The 17,293-nt window shown below is 53.2% G+C and carries 19 protein-coding genes and 2 pseudogenes; 7 read left to right on the top strand and 14 right to left on the bottom strand.

Annotated elements, in window-relative coordinates; translation table 11 throughout:
• Nucleotides 1–1,245 precede the first annotated feature (1,245 nt).
• The 3 genes from HPY52_12425 to HPY52_12435 form a co-directional block, all read right to left on the bottom strand.
• Nucleotides 1,246–2,013 carry a hypothetical protein gene (locus HPY52_12425; protein ID NPV81056.1) on the bottom strand — a complete coding sequence of 256 codons (768 nt, stop codon included), beginning with the start codon at nucleotides 2,011–2,013 and terminating at the stop codon, nucleotides 1,246–1,248.
• A gap of 478 nt (nucleotides 2,014–2,491) precedes the next feature.
• Nucleotides 2,492–3,010, bottom strand: a complete 519-nt coding sequence (locus HPY52_12430; GenBank protein ID NPV81057.1) for a hypothetical protein — start codon at nucleotides 3,008–3,010, stop codon at nucleotides 2,492–2,494.
• A 98-nt stretch (nucleotides 3,011–3,108) separates the two neighbouring features.
• Nucleotides 3,109–3,468: a hypothetical protein gene (locus HPY52_12435; GenBank protein ID NPV81058.1), complete on the bottom strand. Its 360-nt coding sequence runs from the start codon at nucleotides 3,466–3,468 to the stop codon at nucleotides 3,109–3,111.
• Nucleotides 3,469–3,670: 202 nt separating this feature from the next.
• Here HPY52_12435 and HPY52_12440 point away from each other — a divergent pair, with 202 nt between their 5' ends.
• The 7 genes and pseudogenes from HPY52_12440 (at nucleotide 3,671) to HPY52_12470 (ending at nucleotide 10,476) form a co-directional block, all read left to right on the top strand.
• Nucleotides 3,671–3,922: an AbrB/MazE/SpoVT family DNA-binding domain-containing protein gene (locus HPY52_12440; GenBank protein ID NPV81059.1), complete on the top strand. Its 252-nt coding sequence runs from the start codon at nucleotides 3,671–3,673 to the stop codon at nucleotides 3,920–3,922.
• Nucleotides 3,919–4,311, top strand: coding sequence for a type II toxin-antitoxin system VapC family toxin (locus HPY52_12445; GenBank protein NPV81060.1), 393 nt, complete (start codon nucleotides 3,919–3,921; stop codon nucleotides 4,309–4,311). Before HPY52_12440 ends, HPY52_12445 begins: the two co-directional genes overlap by 4 nt.
• Nucleotides 4,312–4,416: 105 nt before the next feature.
• Nucleotides 4,417–5,131, top strand: a pseudogene (locus HPY52_12450) (response regulator transcription factor).
• A 154-nt stretch (nucleotides 5,132–5,285) separates the two neighbouring features.
• Nucleotides 5,286–6,057: pseudogene (locus HPY52_12455) on the top strand (ATP-binding cassette domain-containing protein).
• A gap of 803 nt (nucleotides 6,058–6,860) precedes the next feature.
• Nucleotides 6,861–7,076 (top strand): hypothetical protein, encoded by a 216-nt coding sequence (locus HPY52_12460; protein ID NPV81061.1) that lies wholly within the window; start codon nucleotides 6,861–6,863, stop codon nucleotides 7,074–7,076.
• Nucleotides 7,077–7,504: 428 nt separating this feature from the next.
• Nucleotides 7,505–8,077, top strand: coding sequence for a nicotinamidase (locus tag HPY52_12465; protein NPV81062.1), 573 nt, complete (start codon nucleotides 7,505–7,507; stop codon nucleotides 8,075–8,077).
• 1,310 nt (nucleotides 8,078–9,387) lie between these two features.
• Entirely contained in the window at nucleotides 9,388–10,476 is a 1,089-nt protein-coding gene (locus tag HPY52_12470) for a hypothetical protein (protein ID NPV81063.1), read from the top strand.
• Nucleotides 10,477–10,606: 130 nt separating this feature from the next.
• Here the strand turns inward: HPY52_12470 and HPY52_12475 are convergent, their stop codons facing one another.
• The 11 genes from HPY52_12475 to HPY52_12525 all read right to left on the bottom strand — a co-directional run bounded on the left by HPY52_12475 (nucleotide 10,607) and on the right by HPY52_12525 (nucleotide 17,215).
• A complete protein-coding gene (locus HPY52_12475) occupies nucleotides 10,607–11,773 on the bottom strand; it encodes a Gfo/Idh/MocA family oxidoreductase (GenBank protein NPV81064.1) in 1,167 nt (388 codons plus the stop codon).
• Nucleotides 11,774–12,286: 513 nt separating this feature from the next.
• Nucleotides 12,287–12,838 carry a transcriptional regulator gene (locus HPY52_12480; protein NPV81065.1) on the bottom strand — a complete coding sequence of 184 codons (552 nt, stop codon included), beginning with the start codon at nucleotides 12,836–12,838 and terminating at the stop codon, nucleotides 12,287–12,289.
• Between the two features lie 121 nt (nucleotides 12,839–12,959).
• On the bottom strand, nucleotides 12,960–13,214 hold the full coding sequence (locus HPY52_12485; GenBank protein NPV81066.1) for a hypothetical protein: 255 nt from the start codon (nucleotides 13,212–13,214) through the stop codon (nucleotides 12,960–12,962).
• 30 nt (nucleotides 13,215–13,244) lie between these two features.
• Complete coding sequence (locus HPY52_12490) at nucleotides 13,245–13,385, bottom strand: hypothetical protein (GenBank protein NPV81067.1); 141 nt, start codon at nucleotides 13,383–13,385, stop codon at nucleotides 13,245–13,247.
• A gap of 146 nt (nucleotides 13,386–13,531) precedes the next feature.
• Entirely contained in the window at nucleotides 13,532–13,945 is a 414-nt protein-coding gene (locus tag HPY52_12495) for a hypothetical protein (GenBank protein NPV81068.1), read from the bottom strand.
• 236 nt (nucleotides 13,946–14,181) lie between these two features.
• Nucleotides 14,182–15,096, bottom strand: coding sequence for a hypothetical protein (locus HPY52_12500; protein NPV81069.1), 915 nt, complete (start codon nucleotides 15,094–15,096; stop codon nucleotides 14,182–14,184).
• Nucleotides 15,097–15,327: 231 nt separating this feature from the next.
• Nucleotides 15,328–15,522: a hypothetical protein gene (locus HPY52_12505; GenBank protein NPV81070.1), complete on the bottom strand. Its 195-nt coding sequence runs from the start codon at nucleotides 15,520–15,522 to the stop codon at nucleotides 15,328–15,330.
• Between the two features lie 408 nt (nucleotides 15,523–15,930).
• Nucleotides 15,931–16,095, bottom strand: a complete 165-nt coding sequence (locus HPY52_12510) for a hypothetical protein (protein NPV81071.1) — start codon at nucleotides 16,093–16,095, stop codon at nucleotides 15,931–15,933.
• Between the two features lie 78 nt (nucleotides 16,096–16,173).
• On the bottom strand, nucleotides 16,174–16,644 hold the full coding sequence (locus tag HPY52_12515) for a type II toxin-antitoxin system VapC family toxin (protein ID NPV81072.1): 471 nt from the start codon (nucleotides 16,642–16,644) through the stop codon (nucleotides 16,174–16,176).
• Nucleotides 16,622–16,879, bottom strand: coding sequence for an AbrB/MazE/SpoVT family DNA-binding domain-containing protein (locus HPY52_12520; protein NPV81073.1), 258 nt, complete (start codon nucleotides 16,877–16,879; stop codon nucleotides 16,622–16,624). The genes HPY52_12515 and HPY52_12520 overlap by 23 nt, the downstream gene beginning before the upstream one ends.
• Before the next feature lie 87 nt (nucleotides 16,880–16,966).
• The gene (locus HPY52_12525) at nucleotides 16,967–17,215 is read right to left on the bottom strand and encodes a hypothetical protein (GenBank protein NPV81074.1); all 249 of its coding nucleotides are present in this window, start codon (nucleotides 17,213–17,215) and stop codon (nucleotides 16,967–16,969) included.
• Between the last annotated feature and the right edge of the window lie 78 nt (nucleotides 17,216–17,293).

Below are 17,293 nucleotides of genomic sequence, written 5' to 3' on the forward strand. Positions count from 1 at the left end.
CCAATTGCAAAGAGATCTTCGACCTTCCGGAAGGCGTCCTTGGACCTAACGACAGGGGTTAGTGGCGCCTGCATTTGCCTATAGGAGACTGTGTGTGTTCGTAGTGATCTGAAAATACGCGGCCACGCAAGCGCTCTTTTCAGACTCAAGCCGGGTCCCTTCCTGGGAATGGCTTATTATGTTCTACCTTAATCGAGCCTGAAGTGCAGGGTCGCGTCCTTTCATTTATGAGTAGCGCTATGGTTATTGCCAAACCCTTGGGGCTCCTTGTTGCCGGTCCGGCGACAGACATCATAGGTATCCCCGCCTATAGATAGACAATTTCAGAGTTGAAAGATAGTGCTGCCATATTATCCCGTGCTATTTCCCGGCAGGAAGCGGATCATAGGTCTCCTGGCGGCATTTTGGCCAGGTCTGTGGGACGGGTGGCGAGTTTTTAGTCATCTTAGACCGAGGGTGATGAGTTTTTGGGCAGGTCCCGTGCGGAAGTGACTGAGGATTTGCCCGCCTAGACCGAGGGTGGCGAGTTTTCGGTCAGCCTAGACCGAAGGTGACGAATTTTTAGGCAGGTTGCGCGTGGAGATGGCTGGGAATTCGTCAGCTTAGACCGTGGGTGGCGAGACTGCAGGCAGGTCCCCTATGGAAGTGGCTAAAAATCCGTCAGCTTCCCCGCCAGGGTGGCTATGTTTTCGTCAGGCCGGGGATATTTTGACAAATCCTGGGCCTACATCATCTTGAGCTGGCTAGAATTTAGGCAGGTTTTGCTCAAATGTGGTCAAGATTTCGCCAGCATATAATCCGGGGTGGCCAATTTCTTGCCATCCTCTCCTCCGATTGGAAGATTATAGGTTATGATTATCCATAATAAGGAATCTTATGGGATATAGTGCCTGAGGGTGGCGAGATTTAAGCCGGCTTGGACGCAGAGGTGGCTGAAATGTCGGCAGCCTCTGCTCTCAAGTGGCGAAAATCCTACCACCTCACCCTTGAGTTGGAAAACTATAAGCTACGGTCACCCACAATAAGGAATTTTATGGGATATATTGGCCCGGGGCGACGATGTTCCGGCCAGTCTGAGAATGGAGCTAGCGAGAATTCTACCAGTCCCTGCTCATATGTGGCGGAAATTCGGGCACTGCATGTTTTGAGTTCAGGCTTGTATATCTATAGTTTTTCTTCCTTAGCGTTCTCATTGCCCTTGTCGGTGTGGCCTGCTTCTTGGTGCCTTCGGTAAGACAGATAGAATTAGGACCTCATATTCCTCAGCAGAGGCACCGAGGAGGCCAGGCTGGCTAACCCGAGAAAAGCCCATAGTGGCACCAGGTCCATCGCTCCCTTTAAACCAGCTGCAGTCTGAGATAACGAGCCCGCGGTCAATACGAGCGCATAGGCAGCCCCTTTGACGTTGAAGATCACTGATAGTACGTACCCCCAGGAATGGTGCTTCCACAACCAGATGGTAGCCAGCACGAGGCCCGATACCACAAACGATAGATCCAGGGCTGCGGCCAGCTTAATCCCGCCCTCGCCCAGGCCGCTCGGCGGAAGCTGCCCAGTTACGGCGAAAATCAGCGCCTGGGCGATCCACGCCGTCCCCAGTAAAATCGCCCAAAGCATCATGTAACCACTGATCCATTTGACAGGTGTCTTAGCCTGGAATTTGCGGCCGATTTGGTCGACATCGATGTTCGCTAGCCCGAATATGAGCGCAAATATCGACAGCGTAAACAGAGTCACATAGATTAGAAAGAACCAGTTGAACGTGGCTCCGAAGACGTAGAAAGCATAGTTATAGAGCATGTAGTCCAGCATCCCTAACCAAACCAGTTGTGCTCGGTATGAACCCCGCATCGATAAAATCAATGCACCGACCAACACCGGAAGAACAACAAGGAGCGTCACCAAGTCATTGCCGAACCATCCTTCCATAATTAAGGCGCTGCTGTCTCGGTACAGGTTCCCGATAGGGAGCCCGTGACGTATCCTGCAGGCATGTTCATTGGGATAAGGCATATCCTAATCACCCCCCCCTGGTAGCAAATGGCACAAGAATAGCGAACTACCTCAATGATGATTCGTTTGGACAGACATTTTGATCCCAAATAGTTTCAATCCACGTCCCCATATAGGGGGCGACAGGAATACATTGATCCTATGGCATTTGGCATAAGTGAGGTTATCTTCCCCTCGGGGAAGTCTGTTCTCCCGTTAGGCTGCTCACGGTCGAGAATTCAGCCGCTTACGTGATTTGCTGGTTCTTGACCAACCGAAATCTGATGAAGGAGGGACGGTCATGAATAGCTTTTGGCATTCGCGTTCGAATTGTTTATCCCCGCGGCGGAAAACTCCTGGCCGGTCTTTGCGGTTGATCGCAACGTAGGCCAGAATGTGATGGAAAAGATATGCGAATACGGGAATGTGGAGATGTACGATTGCGCGGGCGTTGCTCCCACGTTGAGCGCTTGGATACCGTGCATCCCCATGTTCACGTTTATGAGTTCTGATAGGCTTCTCGCCCGCCAACTCGGGTTTTGACCTTCCACCATCTGCCAGTCCGGAAGTAGCGTATCGCCAGCACTGCGCGCACCATCCAAACCAGACACATTACGATCCACACGCTGGGAAGCCCGAGTCTGAAAATGTACATGACCATGGCGGTGAGCGGCATTCTGACAAGCCAGGTGCCAGCCGCGGTTATCTTCAGAGCTGTGCGGGTATCTCCCGCTCCTCTTAGAGAACCGCAGAACACATCGGTGATGCCGATGGCCGCCTGTTCTAATGCAGCGATCCGCAGGCAAATGGAGGCGATATGCACTACCTGCAGGTCGTTTGTGAATGCCCTCATAATGAGATCGGGGATGAGGAGGAAAGCCAGGCCTACGCTTCCCATCACTATCACTGAATAGCGAGCCGACCTGTAACCCACCTGCATTGCGCGGTCCGGTTTCCCGGCACCCAGGCTTTGCCCTACGAGTATCCCGGAAGCTACGGCAAACCCATAGCCCGGCATGAACGAGAGCGATTCCGCGGCGACGGTGACCTAGTTAGCTGCGAATCCAACAGTCCCAATGGCGGCGATCATGAATGGTGTCACTGTGCGGCTGCCGTTCATAAGATCCCGGCCGCCAGGAAGACACCCAGGCCAAAGCCAAGCAGAAGTCCCTGGCCTCCAGCAAATGAGGCGCCGGCGCGGTCTTGAGCTCCTATGGATCGAGCTACCATGGCGGTGGTCCCGACACTGACAGCGCTGAAGACCCAGACGGAGGTCCAATAGACGCTGCCGCCGAGCCCGACAGCGCTAAGTGCTCCTGCCCCAAGATGCCCTACCATGGCAGTATCTACTATCCAAATGAACATATTGAGCACCATCTCTAGGATCGCGGGCCACGCAAGCGTTACTATTTCTCGATCGATCCTCGCATTTCGCTTTTTGCGGGCGATAGCTAGATGCTGATCCTCTCCACCCATGGAAATACCTCCGCAAAAAGTGCCGCAGATTCACGGCCACAACTTCCAGTTTACCATATCTGCGGACTTCCGAACATCCGTCAACGAAAGGACGAAAGGGGCGGGCTCAGCGGGCTCAGAGTGGCTTGACAGCCCAGTCGTAATTGGGTATAATGATCTTACCTTAATCTTACTTTTGTTTTATGCAAAGGGGGGCCCAACGATGGAATGCACACGATTATCCAGCAAAGGGCAGGTCGTGATCCCCAAGGCCATTCGGGCGGCCCATAGATGGGGGCCAGGGACTGAGCTCGTGGTAGAAGACCGCGGAGACGCCATTATATTGCGGCCAGCCCGGCCTTTTGCGCCCACTCGGGTCGAGGATGTCCTCGGTTGCGCGGGATATAAGGGTCCGAAGCGGACTCTGAAGGAAATGGAATCTGCCATCGCCAGAGGGGCCCGTGAACAGAGATGATTGCGGCTGATACCAACGTCTTGGTCCGGTTCCTCACTAAAGATGATCCGTCACAGGCAGAGCGCGCTGCTCATTTATTTCAGAGCGAGCCGGTGTTTATTGCCAAGACCGTTCTTCTGGAGACTGAATGGGTGTTGCGCCATGCCTACGGCCTGAGCCGGGATGTGATTAACGCAGCCTTCTGCAAGTTGCTTGGCCTGCCCAGCGTGAGCGTGGAGGACGTGTCGGCGGTCAGCAAAGCTTTAGAGTGGCACGCCTCAGGTTTAGATTTCGCCGACGCGCTTCATCTAGCTGCAAGCGGAGGCGCAAGACGTTTTGCTACCTTTGACCAGGATTTCGCTAAGCGGGCCAGGGGAATACCGGCTCATGTGGAGGTACTCCTGGTTTGATTCCCGCCATCTTATGGTAGCAGTAGTCCGTATGGCATGCAGCGTTTCCCTTTTCTATTGTACACTAACGAGGGAAAGCCATGGGGCATCCCATAGGAGGATGCCATGAGGGGACGTATCCTACTCGTTGACGATGACCGCGACATTTGCCGCCTGGTCAAGCTATATCTCGAAAATGAAGGATTCGAAGTGGACGTGGCTTACAGAAGGGAGCAGGCTCTGGCGCTGTTTGGTGGGGGAGGGCCCGGCAAGCCCGGTGAGCGTAGCGTGACGCCCGGCGCCATTGGGGTCGAGTCCTATGCCATGATTATTCTCGACATTATGCTCCCGGGCATGGATGGTTTCGAGGTGGCGCGGCAGGTCCGCCTCTACATCGATGTGCTCATCTTATTTCTGAGCGCCCGAGACGCGGATGTAGACAAGGCTGTGGGCCTGGGTCCGGGATGCGGAGATAGAGCTGACGGTCAAGGAGTTCGACCTGCTCAGGTTGTTTATGAGCAATCCCGGGCAGGTATTCACCAAAGCACAGTTATTTGATGAGGTTTGGGGTGAGGATTTTATCGGAGCTGGTAATACGGTAATGGTGCATATACGGCTGCTGCGTACTAAAATCGAAGAGGATCCCAGTGATCCGCAGCTCATCAAGACAGTCTGGGGCATAGGCTATCGGTTCGAAGCCAGGGATGGAGGAGCAGGACGAATGGGGCATTCGGGCCAGCCGCCATCCAACCAGCCATCGTCCAACCAATTACCATCCAATCGGTCGCAGTCTGAGCGGTCTGATTGGTCAGCCCGGCCTTCCGGGCGGTGTGAGGCGTGATGGTGATAGCCATCCTGGCGGTTGCGGCGACCCTGGCTCTGGCAGCCCTGGTGTTGTAAGATTCTCTTAAGCCTTTGATCAGCACTCACCCTCTTTATTCGTGTAGACTTGGACTGACAGGCAGACCGAGCCTGGAAGAAGTGATGTGAGCAAGATGAATGCAGCATATAAAAACAGCCTGAAGGATAGGCTGGCAACAGCCCCGACCGTCCTGCAAACCCATGGGCTGACCAAGGTCTACGGCGCAAAGCCCGCCGTGCACGCTCTCAGCCTCTCCGTGCGGCAAGGCGAGATTTATGGTTTCCTCGGGCAAAATGGGGCTGGCAAGACAACGACCATCCGCATGATCCTCGCGCTGGTTAAACCGACGGCCGGTTGGGCCGAGGCTCTTAGGGCGCGGGTCAGCCCGTCCCGTCCGGAGATGTTTGAACGGATCGAGAACATGATCGAGACGCCCGGTTTCTACTCAAACCCCTGAGCTTTTGATCCTGGACGAACCCACCAACGGGTTGGACCCGATCGACATCCGCGAGATGCGTACGTTAATCAAGCGCCTGGCAGAGGAACGGCGGATCACCATATTCATGTCCAGCCATATTCTCAGCGAGGTGCAGCAGTTGGCCACCCGTATCGGGGTCATCAACGAGGGGTGCCTGGTGGAAGAGGTGGATTATGATGAACTGCAGCGCCGTAACCGGACTTATCTGGAAATCCAGGTCTCTGACACAGCCAAGGCCGTCTGGGTATTGGAGGAAAAGCTGAAGCTCCGGGATTTCTCGGTCCATGAGGAAAATCGCGTCAGAGTCTACGAGGCCCTGGACCAGGCGGCACAGATCAACCTGGCGCTGGCCAACAATGGGATACTGGTAAGCAGGCTTGACGCGAATGAAGAGAATCTGGAAGATCATTTCATTAGACTGGTAGGCAAGGAGACTGATCATGAGGGAGGGGATAACGGCAATGGGACGGGTGCTGCAAACAGATTTGACTACCAGCCTGACATCTACCGCGTAGGGAGCCGGAATACCAACAAAGTTGCCATTACGTTCGACGATGGCCCGAGTCGCGAGTCTACTCCGGTTATTCTGGATATCCTGAGGGAACATGAGGTACCGGACACATTTCTTCTCGTGGGAATCCACGTTGAGAAATACCCGGACATTGCTCAGAGGATAGTTGAAGAAGGACATGAGCTCGGTAACCACACTTACTGGCATCATAGCGTCGATCCCATGGGCCCTGCCGGCAGCATGGATCCTCATCCGCCGGAACGCGCTGGAGTCAGACCACGGTTAAGTAGCATTTTCTCGAATTCTTGAATCCGTTCGGGACGCCTTGCGCTACTTACCGTTCAATGATAGACTAGCAGCGTGGCGGCGGTATCGCCATGATGAACTTCCCGGGTAGTGGCAGGTAGAAGATTGCCCTGCTAGCCTATGAGTGAACCAAGGTAGCAAACCGCATTACCGCGTCTAGCCCTAATGCAGAGGCACCGCCATACTTTGGATATACAATACCGGGGGGTCTTAGAGGATGTTGAGTTCAAGCTCTATAGAGGCGTAGGACACATGGATAGCCAGTACCCTTTCATGGCCAGGCCTTGTTCGTTCAAGCTCTATAGAGGTGTAGTGCACATCCCCTCTGTAAAGGCCTTTAAGGATCAGGTAGCCTTTTTTGAAAGGATTCTGGAGCAGTAAAGTGAGTAAGTGGCTTTTTGGAGGCGAGCTCCATGTTCGACGAACAATGGACTGAGTTGTGCCAGGTGTCCAGTGAGATTGAGGGTGAGGTCATTCGCTCGTTCCTCCTGGCCCAGGATATCCAAGTGATTCTTAAGACAGGTCTCCCGCCAGGCGTCTATCCGGGCCTTACACCTATCAAGGTGTTTGTCCCGCAAAAAGACCTCGAAGCTGCACGGCGGGCTCTTGGTGAGATTGAGAGAGGCTAGGGAATTGAGGCGTTATGTGGATGACGAAAAGGTAAGGATTTATCGAATAAAATAATCGCTTGCAGAGCCCTTGTGGATGAAGTGTAGATTTTTTCCCTTCGAGCGACCTTATTGATTGGCATTTTAACAGCGCATAGAGAAAGGCATGGAGCATTGGGCATCCTAACTACTACGGCCATTGGTTTAGTCAGGGTAGGGAAGGGGCAGGAACGGGAGGCTTGCCATTCGGGACCGGAGCAATATCCGACCATCGGGCTGGTCGCCGGTATAATTGTAGGTGTGATAGCCAGTTTTATAGTATAAGCCCTATAATAGATTGCCAAGTTCAGAGTTGACAGATAACGAAGCTATCTCACCACGCGGTTGCTGGGTTCGCCGGGCACGATCGGCTCATATTAAAGTTCATATGTGGAGGTGATGGTTCTGTGATTGCTAAGGACTCTTGCCTTGTTATCGTCGATGTCCAGAACGATTTCTGTCCCGGTGGCGCGCTAGCGGTCCCCGGGGGAGATGAGGTCATTCCGAAGATTAATTCCTGGGTCAAGCGGTTTCAGGAGGCTAAGTTGCCTGTAGTCTATACCCAGGACTGGCACCCCAAAAACCATTGTTCTTTCCGGGAAAATGGCGGCATATGGCCTCCCCATTGCGTGCAGGGAACCAGGGGGGCAGAATTGCACCCGGATCTTATTATGGACGGTACGATATTTCGAAAGGGCTTTCTTCCTGACAAAGAAGCATATTCCGGGTTCGACGGTACACTCGAGGGAAAGCCGGGGAATCCGGCCCTTGGGCAATGGCTTCGAGAAAACGGGGTAAAGCGTCTTTATGTGGGAGGCTTAGCCACTGACTACTGTGTCAAGGCTACTGTTCTGGATGGCCTCAAACAGGGGTTTCAGGTAATCCTCATCCGCCAGGGCGTTCGGGCTGTGAATGTTAACCTGGGTGATGGGGATAGGGCCATTGAAGAAATGGTCCGGAGCGGGGCGGAGGTTTGTGGATGAGACTACTGCCTGGTAGGGGGCGTGAGTCGGGCCACCTGGCGACATTTCGACCAGTTTTTTGGGGAATGTGACGAGTTTTTAGTTAGCCTAAGCTGCTGGTGGCGGGTTTTCAGGCAGATCCCGCGCGGAAGTGACTGAGAATTCGTCAGCTTAGACCGAGGGTGACGAGTTTTTAGGCAGATCCCGCGCGGAAGTGGCTGAGAATTCGTCAGCTTAGACCGAGGGTGACGAGTTTTTAGGCAGATCCCGCGCGGAAGTGGCTAAAAATCCGTCAGTTTCCTTGCTGGGGTAGCGATATTTTCGTCAGGACGGGAACATTTTGGTAAATCTTGGGGCGATATTACCTTGAGGTGGCCAGAATCTAGGCAGGTTTTGCTCAATGGTGGCCGAAATTTCGCCAGCCCCTGGTCCGGGGTGGCGAATTTCTCGCCAGCTTGCCTTTAAGTTGGAAAATTATAGGTTATAATTATCCATAAAAAGGAATTTTATGGTATATCTTGGCTAGAAGTGTCGAAAATCTAGCCATCCTACATGCGGAGGTGGCCGAAATTTCGGCAGCCTCTACTCTCAAGTGGCGAAAATCCTACCACTTCACCCTTGAGTTGGAAAATCATAAGCTACGGTCGCCTACAATAAGGAATTTTATGGAATATATTGGCCCGGGCGACGATGTTCCGATCAGTCTAGGCATGGACCTAGCTGGAATCCTACCAGTTTCTGCTCTTAAGTGGCGAGAGTCTGGCCAGCTCAACTCCCTACTGGGAATAATAGGAAAAACACCTGGAATAGAGGAGTTTATGGTATATCCTGGGTAATAGTGGGGATATTTTAGCCAGTGTGAGTGGAGGATAATCCTGTAAGGGAGTCGAGTAGCGACTAGCTTGTCGGTTCTCGCAGAATATCCATTCCTTCTATCAGATAGGCAGCCCCCATGCCGCCGAGGTGGCACCATCAGGGGAATGAAAATCCCCAAGTGGGCGCCGCTATTTTCAGGGGAGACGCCCATGCGGCTACGGCAGCATCATCAGAGGAATGAAACCCCCCGGGGTGGGCGCCGCTATTTTCGTGATAGGCATGCTACTATAGCATTGCCATCAGTAGGATGAAAAGGGAATGGGAACATGGCTCCTGCGCTACCGATAGGGTTCATGTTCTGGGTCGAAAAGAAGTTATGCGCCCGGGGATAAACGCGCTTGTGTTGCGATGTTCCATATATGGTATGATATCACGTGGGAATATCATACCAGAGGTGAGGTATCATGGCTGATGTGCCGCCGTGTGAAACCGGTCCGGACCACATTGATGACACCATGCTTGGTCGACGAACACTACGTGAGGTAAGGGTTGTTCCCTACGATCCGGCCTGGCCGCAGCAGTTTCGCGAGGAAGCCGGGCGCTTGCAGGCTGTATTCGGGCGCGAGCTTATCTATATTCACCACATCGGCAGCACGGCGGTTCCTGGCTTGGCGGCGAAACCGATCATTGATATCCTTCCTGTCGTTCGGAGTATCGATGCAATAGATAGCTTAAATGAGGCTATGGTGGAGTTGGGGTATGAGCCCATGGGCGAACACGGCCTGCCCGGCCGGCGCTATTTCCACCGGTTGTATTGCCACGAAGGTGTTGAATGCCATACGCATCACGTCCATGTATATGAATCTGGCAGTCCAATGATAGACCGTCATCTTGCTTTCCGCGACTACCTCCGTGCCTATCCAGACGTGGCAAGCCGATACGCTGCCCTTAAACAGAAGCTAGCTCATCTTTTTCCATACGATATCGATAGCTATCTGGACGGTAAGAATGCCTTTGTTAAGGTTACCGAGCACGCCGCCCTATCGTGGTGGCGGCGCGTTCCGGTAATTGTCTTGAGCGGGCCTGTGGGTGTTGGCAAAAGCACGGTGGCAAACGAGGTGTCAGACCTACTATCATCTGCCGGAGTGCCGCACGCGCTTATAGATTTCGATGCGCTTACCGCGTGCTATCCCCATTCACCCGGTGACCGGTTTGGGAATGGTATTGGCTGCGCCAATCTGGCCCATGTATGGCGCAATGCCCGCTCATGCGGGGCCCGCTGCCTTGTGATGGCGCGAGTGGTGGAAACGGAAGGGGAACTCGATGGATTCCGCGATGCCGTGCCTGGGGCGGACATCGTGGTGGTGCGGCTCACAGCTTCCCCGCCTGTCCTGGCGGAAAGGGTGCGCTTACGGGAGCGCGGGCATGGCCTAGAGTGGCACCTGCAGCGCGCGGCGGAATTGGCCCGCATCTTGGAACAGGCCGCGATAGAAGATTACCGTATACAGACGGATGGGCGTACGGTGAGCGATATAGCGCGGGAGATCGTGGCGCAGGTGATCCGTCCCGCGCTGCCGGAGGATCTGACGGCCATGATCCTCTGAGTCGCCCGATGGCTCAAGTCTGGCCGTCGGATTACACTCGTACCGGCGCCGGCCGGGCTTGGGAAAGCAACCTGTGCCAATGAATAGGTAGCATGGATGTCCTCCCGTTGCCGGAGCAGAACCTGGGGTTCTATTCTACACCCTGTCTGACATTCACCCATCCTCCTGTTCTGCTTGATTCTTCGGCAGCCTCCAGCACTTCCTGCACTCTCAGGCCATCTTCGAAGGTGGCTCCCAAAGGTTTATAACCCTCCTCGGATAGGCTTCTCAGGAAATCGAATTGGCTTGCGAGATGGTATCTCGTCCAGCCTATCGAGAATTTCGGACCGGGGAAACCTGCAGGCTTTGGATAACGCTGAATCGTCTCAATGCGGATGAATCCGCTCCTGCCACCTAGGGGTTCCTGGGGCTGGGTGGCATCGTAGAACCAGAGCCAGTTTGGTTCCATAAGATTAAACATTAGGGCTCCTTTTGTCCCGTGAATCTCGAAGCGGAGGTCATCGTTCGCTCCTGTGGCTATGCGCGAGGCCTCGATGACGCCAAAGGAGCCATTAGCCATCTTGACCTGGAGGATCGCGAGGTCATCGACATCCACTTTTCCCTTAGCGCCAGGGCGCTTGGGGTCCGGCCGTTCTGTAATAAATGTGTGCAGCCTGGCCATTACATCCTGGTAGTCCCCAAGTAGAAAACGCATCAGATCCACTACATGGGAACCTAGATCAAAAAGTGCCCCTCCGCCCCCCTTTTCCTTAGAGAGGCGCCAGCTTAACGGGCGATTGGGGTCTATATAGCCTGAATGAAGGTATTGAGCCCGAAAATGGAGAATCTGCCCCAGAGCGCCTTCTTCGATAAGACCCTTCGCCCGCATGGTGGCCGGGACAAATCTGTAGTGAAAGGCGACCTGATTTCGAAGCCCCGATTTCCTCGCGAGGCGCACAAGCTCATGGGCTTCCTCCACGTTCATAGCGAGGGGTTTCTCGCAATAGACATGTTTGCCGGACTTGAGCGCATCTAGGACCACGGGGAAGTGAAGGTAATTGGGAGTACAGCAGTCTATGGCATCTATATCTTCCCTTTTCACAAGCTCCCGGTAATCTGTGGTGTAGTCCCTGACGCCTGACTGAGCCATCGCGAGAAAGCAGGATTCCTCGGACGCAGCGCATACAGCCTTCACCGAGGCTCTAGCCGGCACTGGATCATAGTAGAATGGAAGGTTCATATATCCAAGAAGATGCACACGACCGATGAAGCCATATCCTACAAGCCCGATACCTATCTCTTTCTTTTTATGAATCATAAGTTTAACTCCCTCTCTCTCGTCAGTGGTTCCCCCAGTGATCCTTAAAGCTTTGGCAGCTGCCTACCCGGACATGACAAGCGGCGGCGCGAGGCATAAGCTATGTCCGGTAGATATATAGGCGAGAGTCGCCACGCAGGCGACAGGTTTGCCCCCATAACTTGCGGATGTACTAATCTTATACAAGCTCTCCGCCCAGAACGCATAGAAAAGGAAAATAGCCAGCAGCAGCAGCTTCTCATCCCAGGCAATGCGCTGTATTTATCCATCTTCTTAGATAGATGATATCGATAGCACCCCCGATTCCCAGACCAGCCAGACAGGCTACAGGAATGAGCTTCTCCAAACCTAAGCCGAAGCTGCCCCATCACCCAAGCTGCCCCATCACACAAGCAGTAGGAGAGCAATGGGCGCCGCCTCACGCACCCTGTGCGCCTCGATGTCGCTCGTCTGGCAGAAGGTATTCCTGGCCTGATACGGGGCTCCATGTCAACAATATCAACTTGATTTTCCTCAGGCTTTCTCCACCGGATGACGAAGGACGGTTTTCAACTTCTCCGGTTTGCTCTTCCTCGGGTCGGACAGATAGATTTCATGATGTTTGCCATCGCTGCCCAGCCGGAACTTCAGGCCATAGGACCGGATGAAGTCTTCCATCTTGGCCATCGTCTCAGGTTCGGTTGAATAGGGGCCAATGTGCATGGTCTGAACACACAGCCCCTCATCAAATCCTTCAAACTTGGCTTTGTCCACGGGGAGGTCCGGTTTCTTCGCGGCTAATTCCTGGACGGCCCAGGCGAAAACCTCCCGGGTCACAAATTCAGGCTGGCGGATCATAAGGGTCCATCGCCAGTTATCCCTTTCTTCAAAGGAAAACTTTCCCCCATCGATCCACCAGAGTCCTTCCAGCGGTGGGACCACATAGTCAAAATACCCTTCCGGCTGCTTGTTCTTCATTTTACTCATTTTTATGGTGAAAGATAAGCCGTAGAGCAGCTCCACCGCCTGTTGGAACGCTTGATTGCCGTTGGGATCCCCCGTACCGTCCAGCATGATGAAATGCATAGATGGAACCGTGACCAGTACAGGGTTGCGCGGGGGCAGATACAGTTCCTTGAATTCTCTCTTGTAGTCTATGCTTTTTCACTCATTTGTTTTCCGTCTCCCTTTCTTTCCCTCTGTTGCCCTATGCCTCCCCGACCGGTACCTGAATTCCCGTGACATACCGTGCCGGGTCGTTGGTGTCGCCAGGGCTGCACAGATAGTTTTCGCGCACCGGACCAGCCATACGGTAACCGTTGGGCTTCAACCATGCCATAACGGCATTGTACGACCCGCCGATACCTTCCCATATGGACCATCCCTCTTCGCCTAGTTCCCACGCATACATCCCATCAGGGATATCTTCTATCTCGTCGGCCTCAATGCCAAAGAAATGCATATGTTGGCTGGCGTTTCCTTGACTCGCATACTAAACGAACCGTGTAACACCACCTGTATGCTTTACCTCTTCCGGCAGCCTGTTGAAAGCCGTTCTGATAAGACTATGATCGCCCTGAACAGGGTTTATTTCCTGCAGTCCGACGAATAGCATTCGATTCTTGTTACGCACCTTGTCCGTCCCCCTGAGTTCCTTGCGTATCAGCGGCGCCGGACAGGCCCATCAGTAGATCCGCCCTGGCTGCATCGGCGTCAGCTGGATATGCTTATTGGGCAGCAGCACAGGCTCAAGTCTGCCTTGATCTTATCAGGTAAGCTTCACTCAAAACCCTTCGAGAAACCATTGACACCGCTCCCTTGCACTATCCGGAAAATGCAGATATGTCTAAAAATGTATGTTATGGTCCGCCCAACGTTCTTGCGTATCAGCAGCGCCCCGTCCAACCCCGAAAGGAAATGGTCCCGACGCACTCGATCCCATGTGTGAATCACCTGATTGTCACCGATCGACAAACCCACGTGGCCCCAGTTCTTGTAGACACTATCGATTGGCCCCCAGCAATCATAAAAGACAAAGGCTCCACGGGGTGGAGGTGTATTGGACGGCTTCGCTTCATAAATGTCGGCAGATTCCCTTGCGGAACTCCCACCAAATATCTCGACACCATTGCTCAATTCATATGCGTCTTCGACGAAGGCGAGACAACGCCCGTGATACTCAGTTGACCCCATACGCGACTAAGCCCAGGTGATCGCGTTCTCAATGTACTCTGCAGGTATTTGCATCGCGTTGCTCCCCCTTGAGTTCTCCACAGCGACGACTCGCCGAAATCTTAGACCCGGGCGGCGTCTCTTCCTGAGATCTGAACCGCCTAATGTTCTTGCCTATCAGCGGTATCGGTACTCGGTCCCCAAAAGAACTCTAGGTCGTCACTGCGTCCACTGAATAAGCTTGTTATGCAGTCGGTTCACAACAATGCTTTAGCCAAGTCAATAGCCTCCCTGAGGTCGCGTAGCAAATCGCCATTGACCACAAGGTCCATACTCCCTCGTGCCCAGCTTGGGAACTTAGGCAGTCCTGCGGCAACAACAAGCGCATGGAGTGTGGAGAGCGGTCTATCGATCACTATCTCGTTAGGATTGACGGAGCCGTACTCGTCCCAAAACGCGGCAGCCGCTCTAGGACCGAGTGAACCGGTTGCATTTCTACAATCGCTGTAGCGCATCCCCACTCCGAGGAGATGGTAGTCGAAGATCACGGCCTTTGGATTCTCACGACCGCGCGAGAGTGCCAGATTCGTCCAATGGAAGTCATTGTAATTGAGCGTCATACTTAGACTGCATTCTGCCTTCCTCAATAAAGCAAGGGAATCTATCGCGACTTGCCAGACAGGGTTCTCGACCATACCTAGCGCTCTGGCTGTGTCGGCAATGGACTGCTCGGTGAGGATAGCCGTTTCACGTTTTAGGAACGGGGGCTTTCGTTGCTGTCGCTGGAGAAGATCGCTGCCACGCTCGTGAAGGATCTTATACCAGTGGCCGATGGCGGCTCCAACCTGTGGCAGGGTTACGTCCTCTTTGGACGCTAATCGCCATTTCTCGCTGGAATCCAGGTCCTCCAGGAGGATCGCTCGTTCTGTGATGTGATACACTTTCAGTGTTGGGACACCTAGCTCCCGCAGCAGCTTATACGCGCCGATTTCAACGACTTCGCTCGACTCATCCGGATACCACTTTATAACGAACGACTCTTCTCCAATGCGGACCCGCCAAATGCTGTGACCATGACGACTACTAGAGAACATTTCCGCCCCTGTAATCCGCTTAGGATCGATACCGAGATGCCTAGAAACTTCGCGAAGCTGTGAGGTCACAAGTATCACCCAATCTGTATAACGGCTTGCGCACCAGCCGAGGCCGACTGACCGGCCTAGTGATCCTACCCGCCTTCTTCATTCAGTAGGCGCCTGTTCCTGCACAACCCCCGGCGGCCTTCGGCTGCATGCGCTTGCTATGCGGTACCCGCCACTATCAACAACTACCGACCATATTCATGTTCTAGATACGTTGCTAAATCAGCAAATGACGAAATCACTGGCCAGGCCCCGTGATCGTCATCTGATGGTATCCCAAAACTTGTCGGCACTTAATTTACCGAGACTCGCCTGTGTATACAGCGTCGCGATGGCGTAGGAATCAGAAAGCCCTCCTTTCTCTCTGACAAACGGCACGAGAAGCTCAGTGACGTCATCGGCCGCCCTATAAATCACACCCATTGCATCGAGGACGAGAGTGATTTTGCCTGTCATAGAACCTCGCCTCCCGGTCACATGATTATCTTGCATATCAGCGGCGCCGCTCGTGGTTGCGAACCTTATGACAGCACATTTTTTGCCAACGTAAGGCGATTTTGTGCAAGGTAATTCTACCACCTATAGACCTCTTTGGGCAAACCTGACGGCCCGGATGGAAGTACGTGTTTCCTCTAAAGGACAGATAACGCTACCTTAGGAAGTCCAACGCCAGTTAAAGATCCATATCGGTAGTACGCTGCTGGTAAGAGCGCTGGGTAAAAACAGTCTCATACTGGAGGTAAAGAGAAAGTCGCTATCCGGAAATAGGGAAGCGGGTGATGATGCAATCACCGCTACTGCCGGCATATGGAAGGACAGAGGGGATATTGATAACGACTATATTAGAAGGCTGCGCCAGCCTGATCATAGACGCTTGGAGGATTTGCTCCAGTGAATAGCATTATCATGGATACCGATTGGCACGGGAGGAACACCAGGAGGGCCGAATAGCAAGTCCTCCCTACATATGCCGTCGTTGGTTAGAAAGTGCAGGATGATATTTACATCAATCCCAGGTACTCTTCGCATTGATGTGCTCCTCCATGGCGGCGAGTCGGGCTTTCTTGAAGTCCTGAGGGCCGCTGACGGCGGCCCTCCCATGCAGGCTCAGGTGTTAATCTTTAAATCCGGAAAGTACGCATGGTAGAATCCCCTATCTCTTGAAAGCAGCCGATCAGCTTGGACCAGAGCATGTCCGCCAATGATGAAGTCAGTTACAATATGCTGACGCGATGTAATGGTGGCCCCACATTTTGGACAGCTCAGTATTCGCAGGTTGCCACAGGATGTGCACTGGAATTGGGGGCCGCGCCGCGATGTGTAGCTTCGCCATGCAGTCCCTGCCACGTATAATGCCTTGCGAGTTGATGGCACGAGACGGATACCCGTGTCTGACAAAAAGCCATCAAGCTCATCATGGCTATCAAACTGACACGCAAGCTCCGCATAGACAGCTTCGCAGATGATCAAGGCACCTCCGGCATATGCTTTATCGATGAGTGCCTTCGAATTTTGATAATAATTAGTGTCTGGCAGTAGAATATCAAGAAGGATGTTAGTATCCAACGCGCTGATCATCGTTGCCCCTCATCTCTTCGATCAATGCATCAGTGCCAATGTCTGCTTTGTGCCTCAAATATCCAACATAACGGTCGAAAGGGGAGGATTCAAAATGCTTATGAAGAACATACCCGGCTGGGGATTCATGGATTTCCAGTATATCCCCCGGTTTTAGACCTAATGCCCTTCGAATTTCTATAGGGATTGTAACCTGTCCCTTGGAGGTGATTTTTGTTCTGTACTCACTTCCCATTGAAATCTGACGTAACACCCCCCATTTATTGGAAGGAATGCTGCGCCTTACCTCCTTTCTATCCTAAGTGAATAAAGGCTCTACAGACTATCGCCCTACTTTCAGGTGTCCGCAACAAGCCAGAAATGTAGACGGATATATGTAAGGAATCAGATTCCTTACCTTAATAGTAAACCATGATCTGTGCTTTATCAATGGATGCGCCACATTGTCCGCGCCCACGTATGCAAACCCGGCTGCCTCCCGTACCCCCCGCTGCGCGACCCACTCCTCGAACACAATCTTCCGTATCCGCTTGCCATCAGCCACGAGGAGCGGGTAGTGGTTTAGCGTCATCCCCCTGCACCGCTACCGTCCGGCGATACTCGCGTATGCTAAGCGGAATATGCCGGCAGCCGAGATTACCCCAACGAT

It is taken from the genome of Bacillota bacterium (genome assembly GCA_013178415.1).
In the GTDB taxonomy this organism is placed as follows: domain Bacteria; phylum Bacillota; class SHA-98; order Ch115; family Ch115; genus Ch115.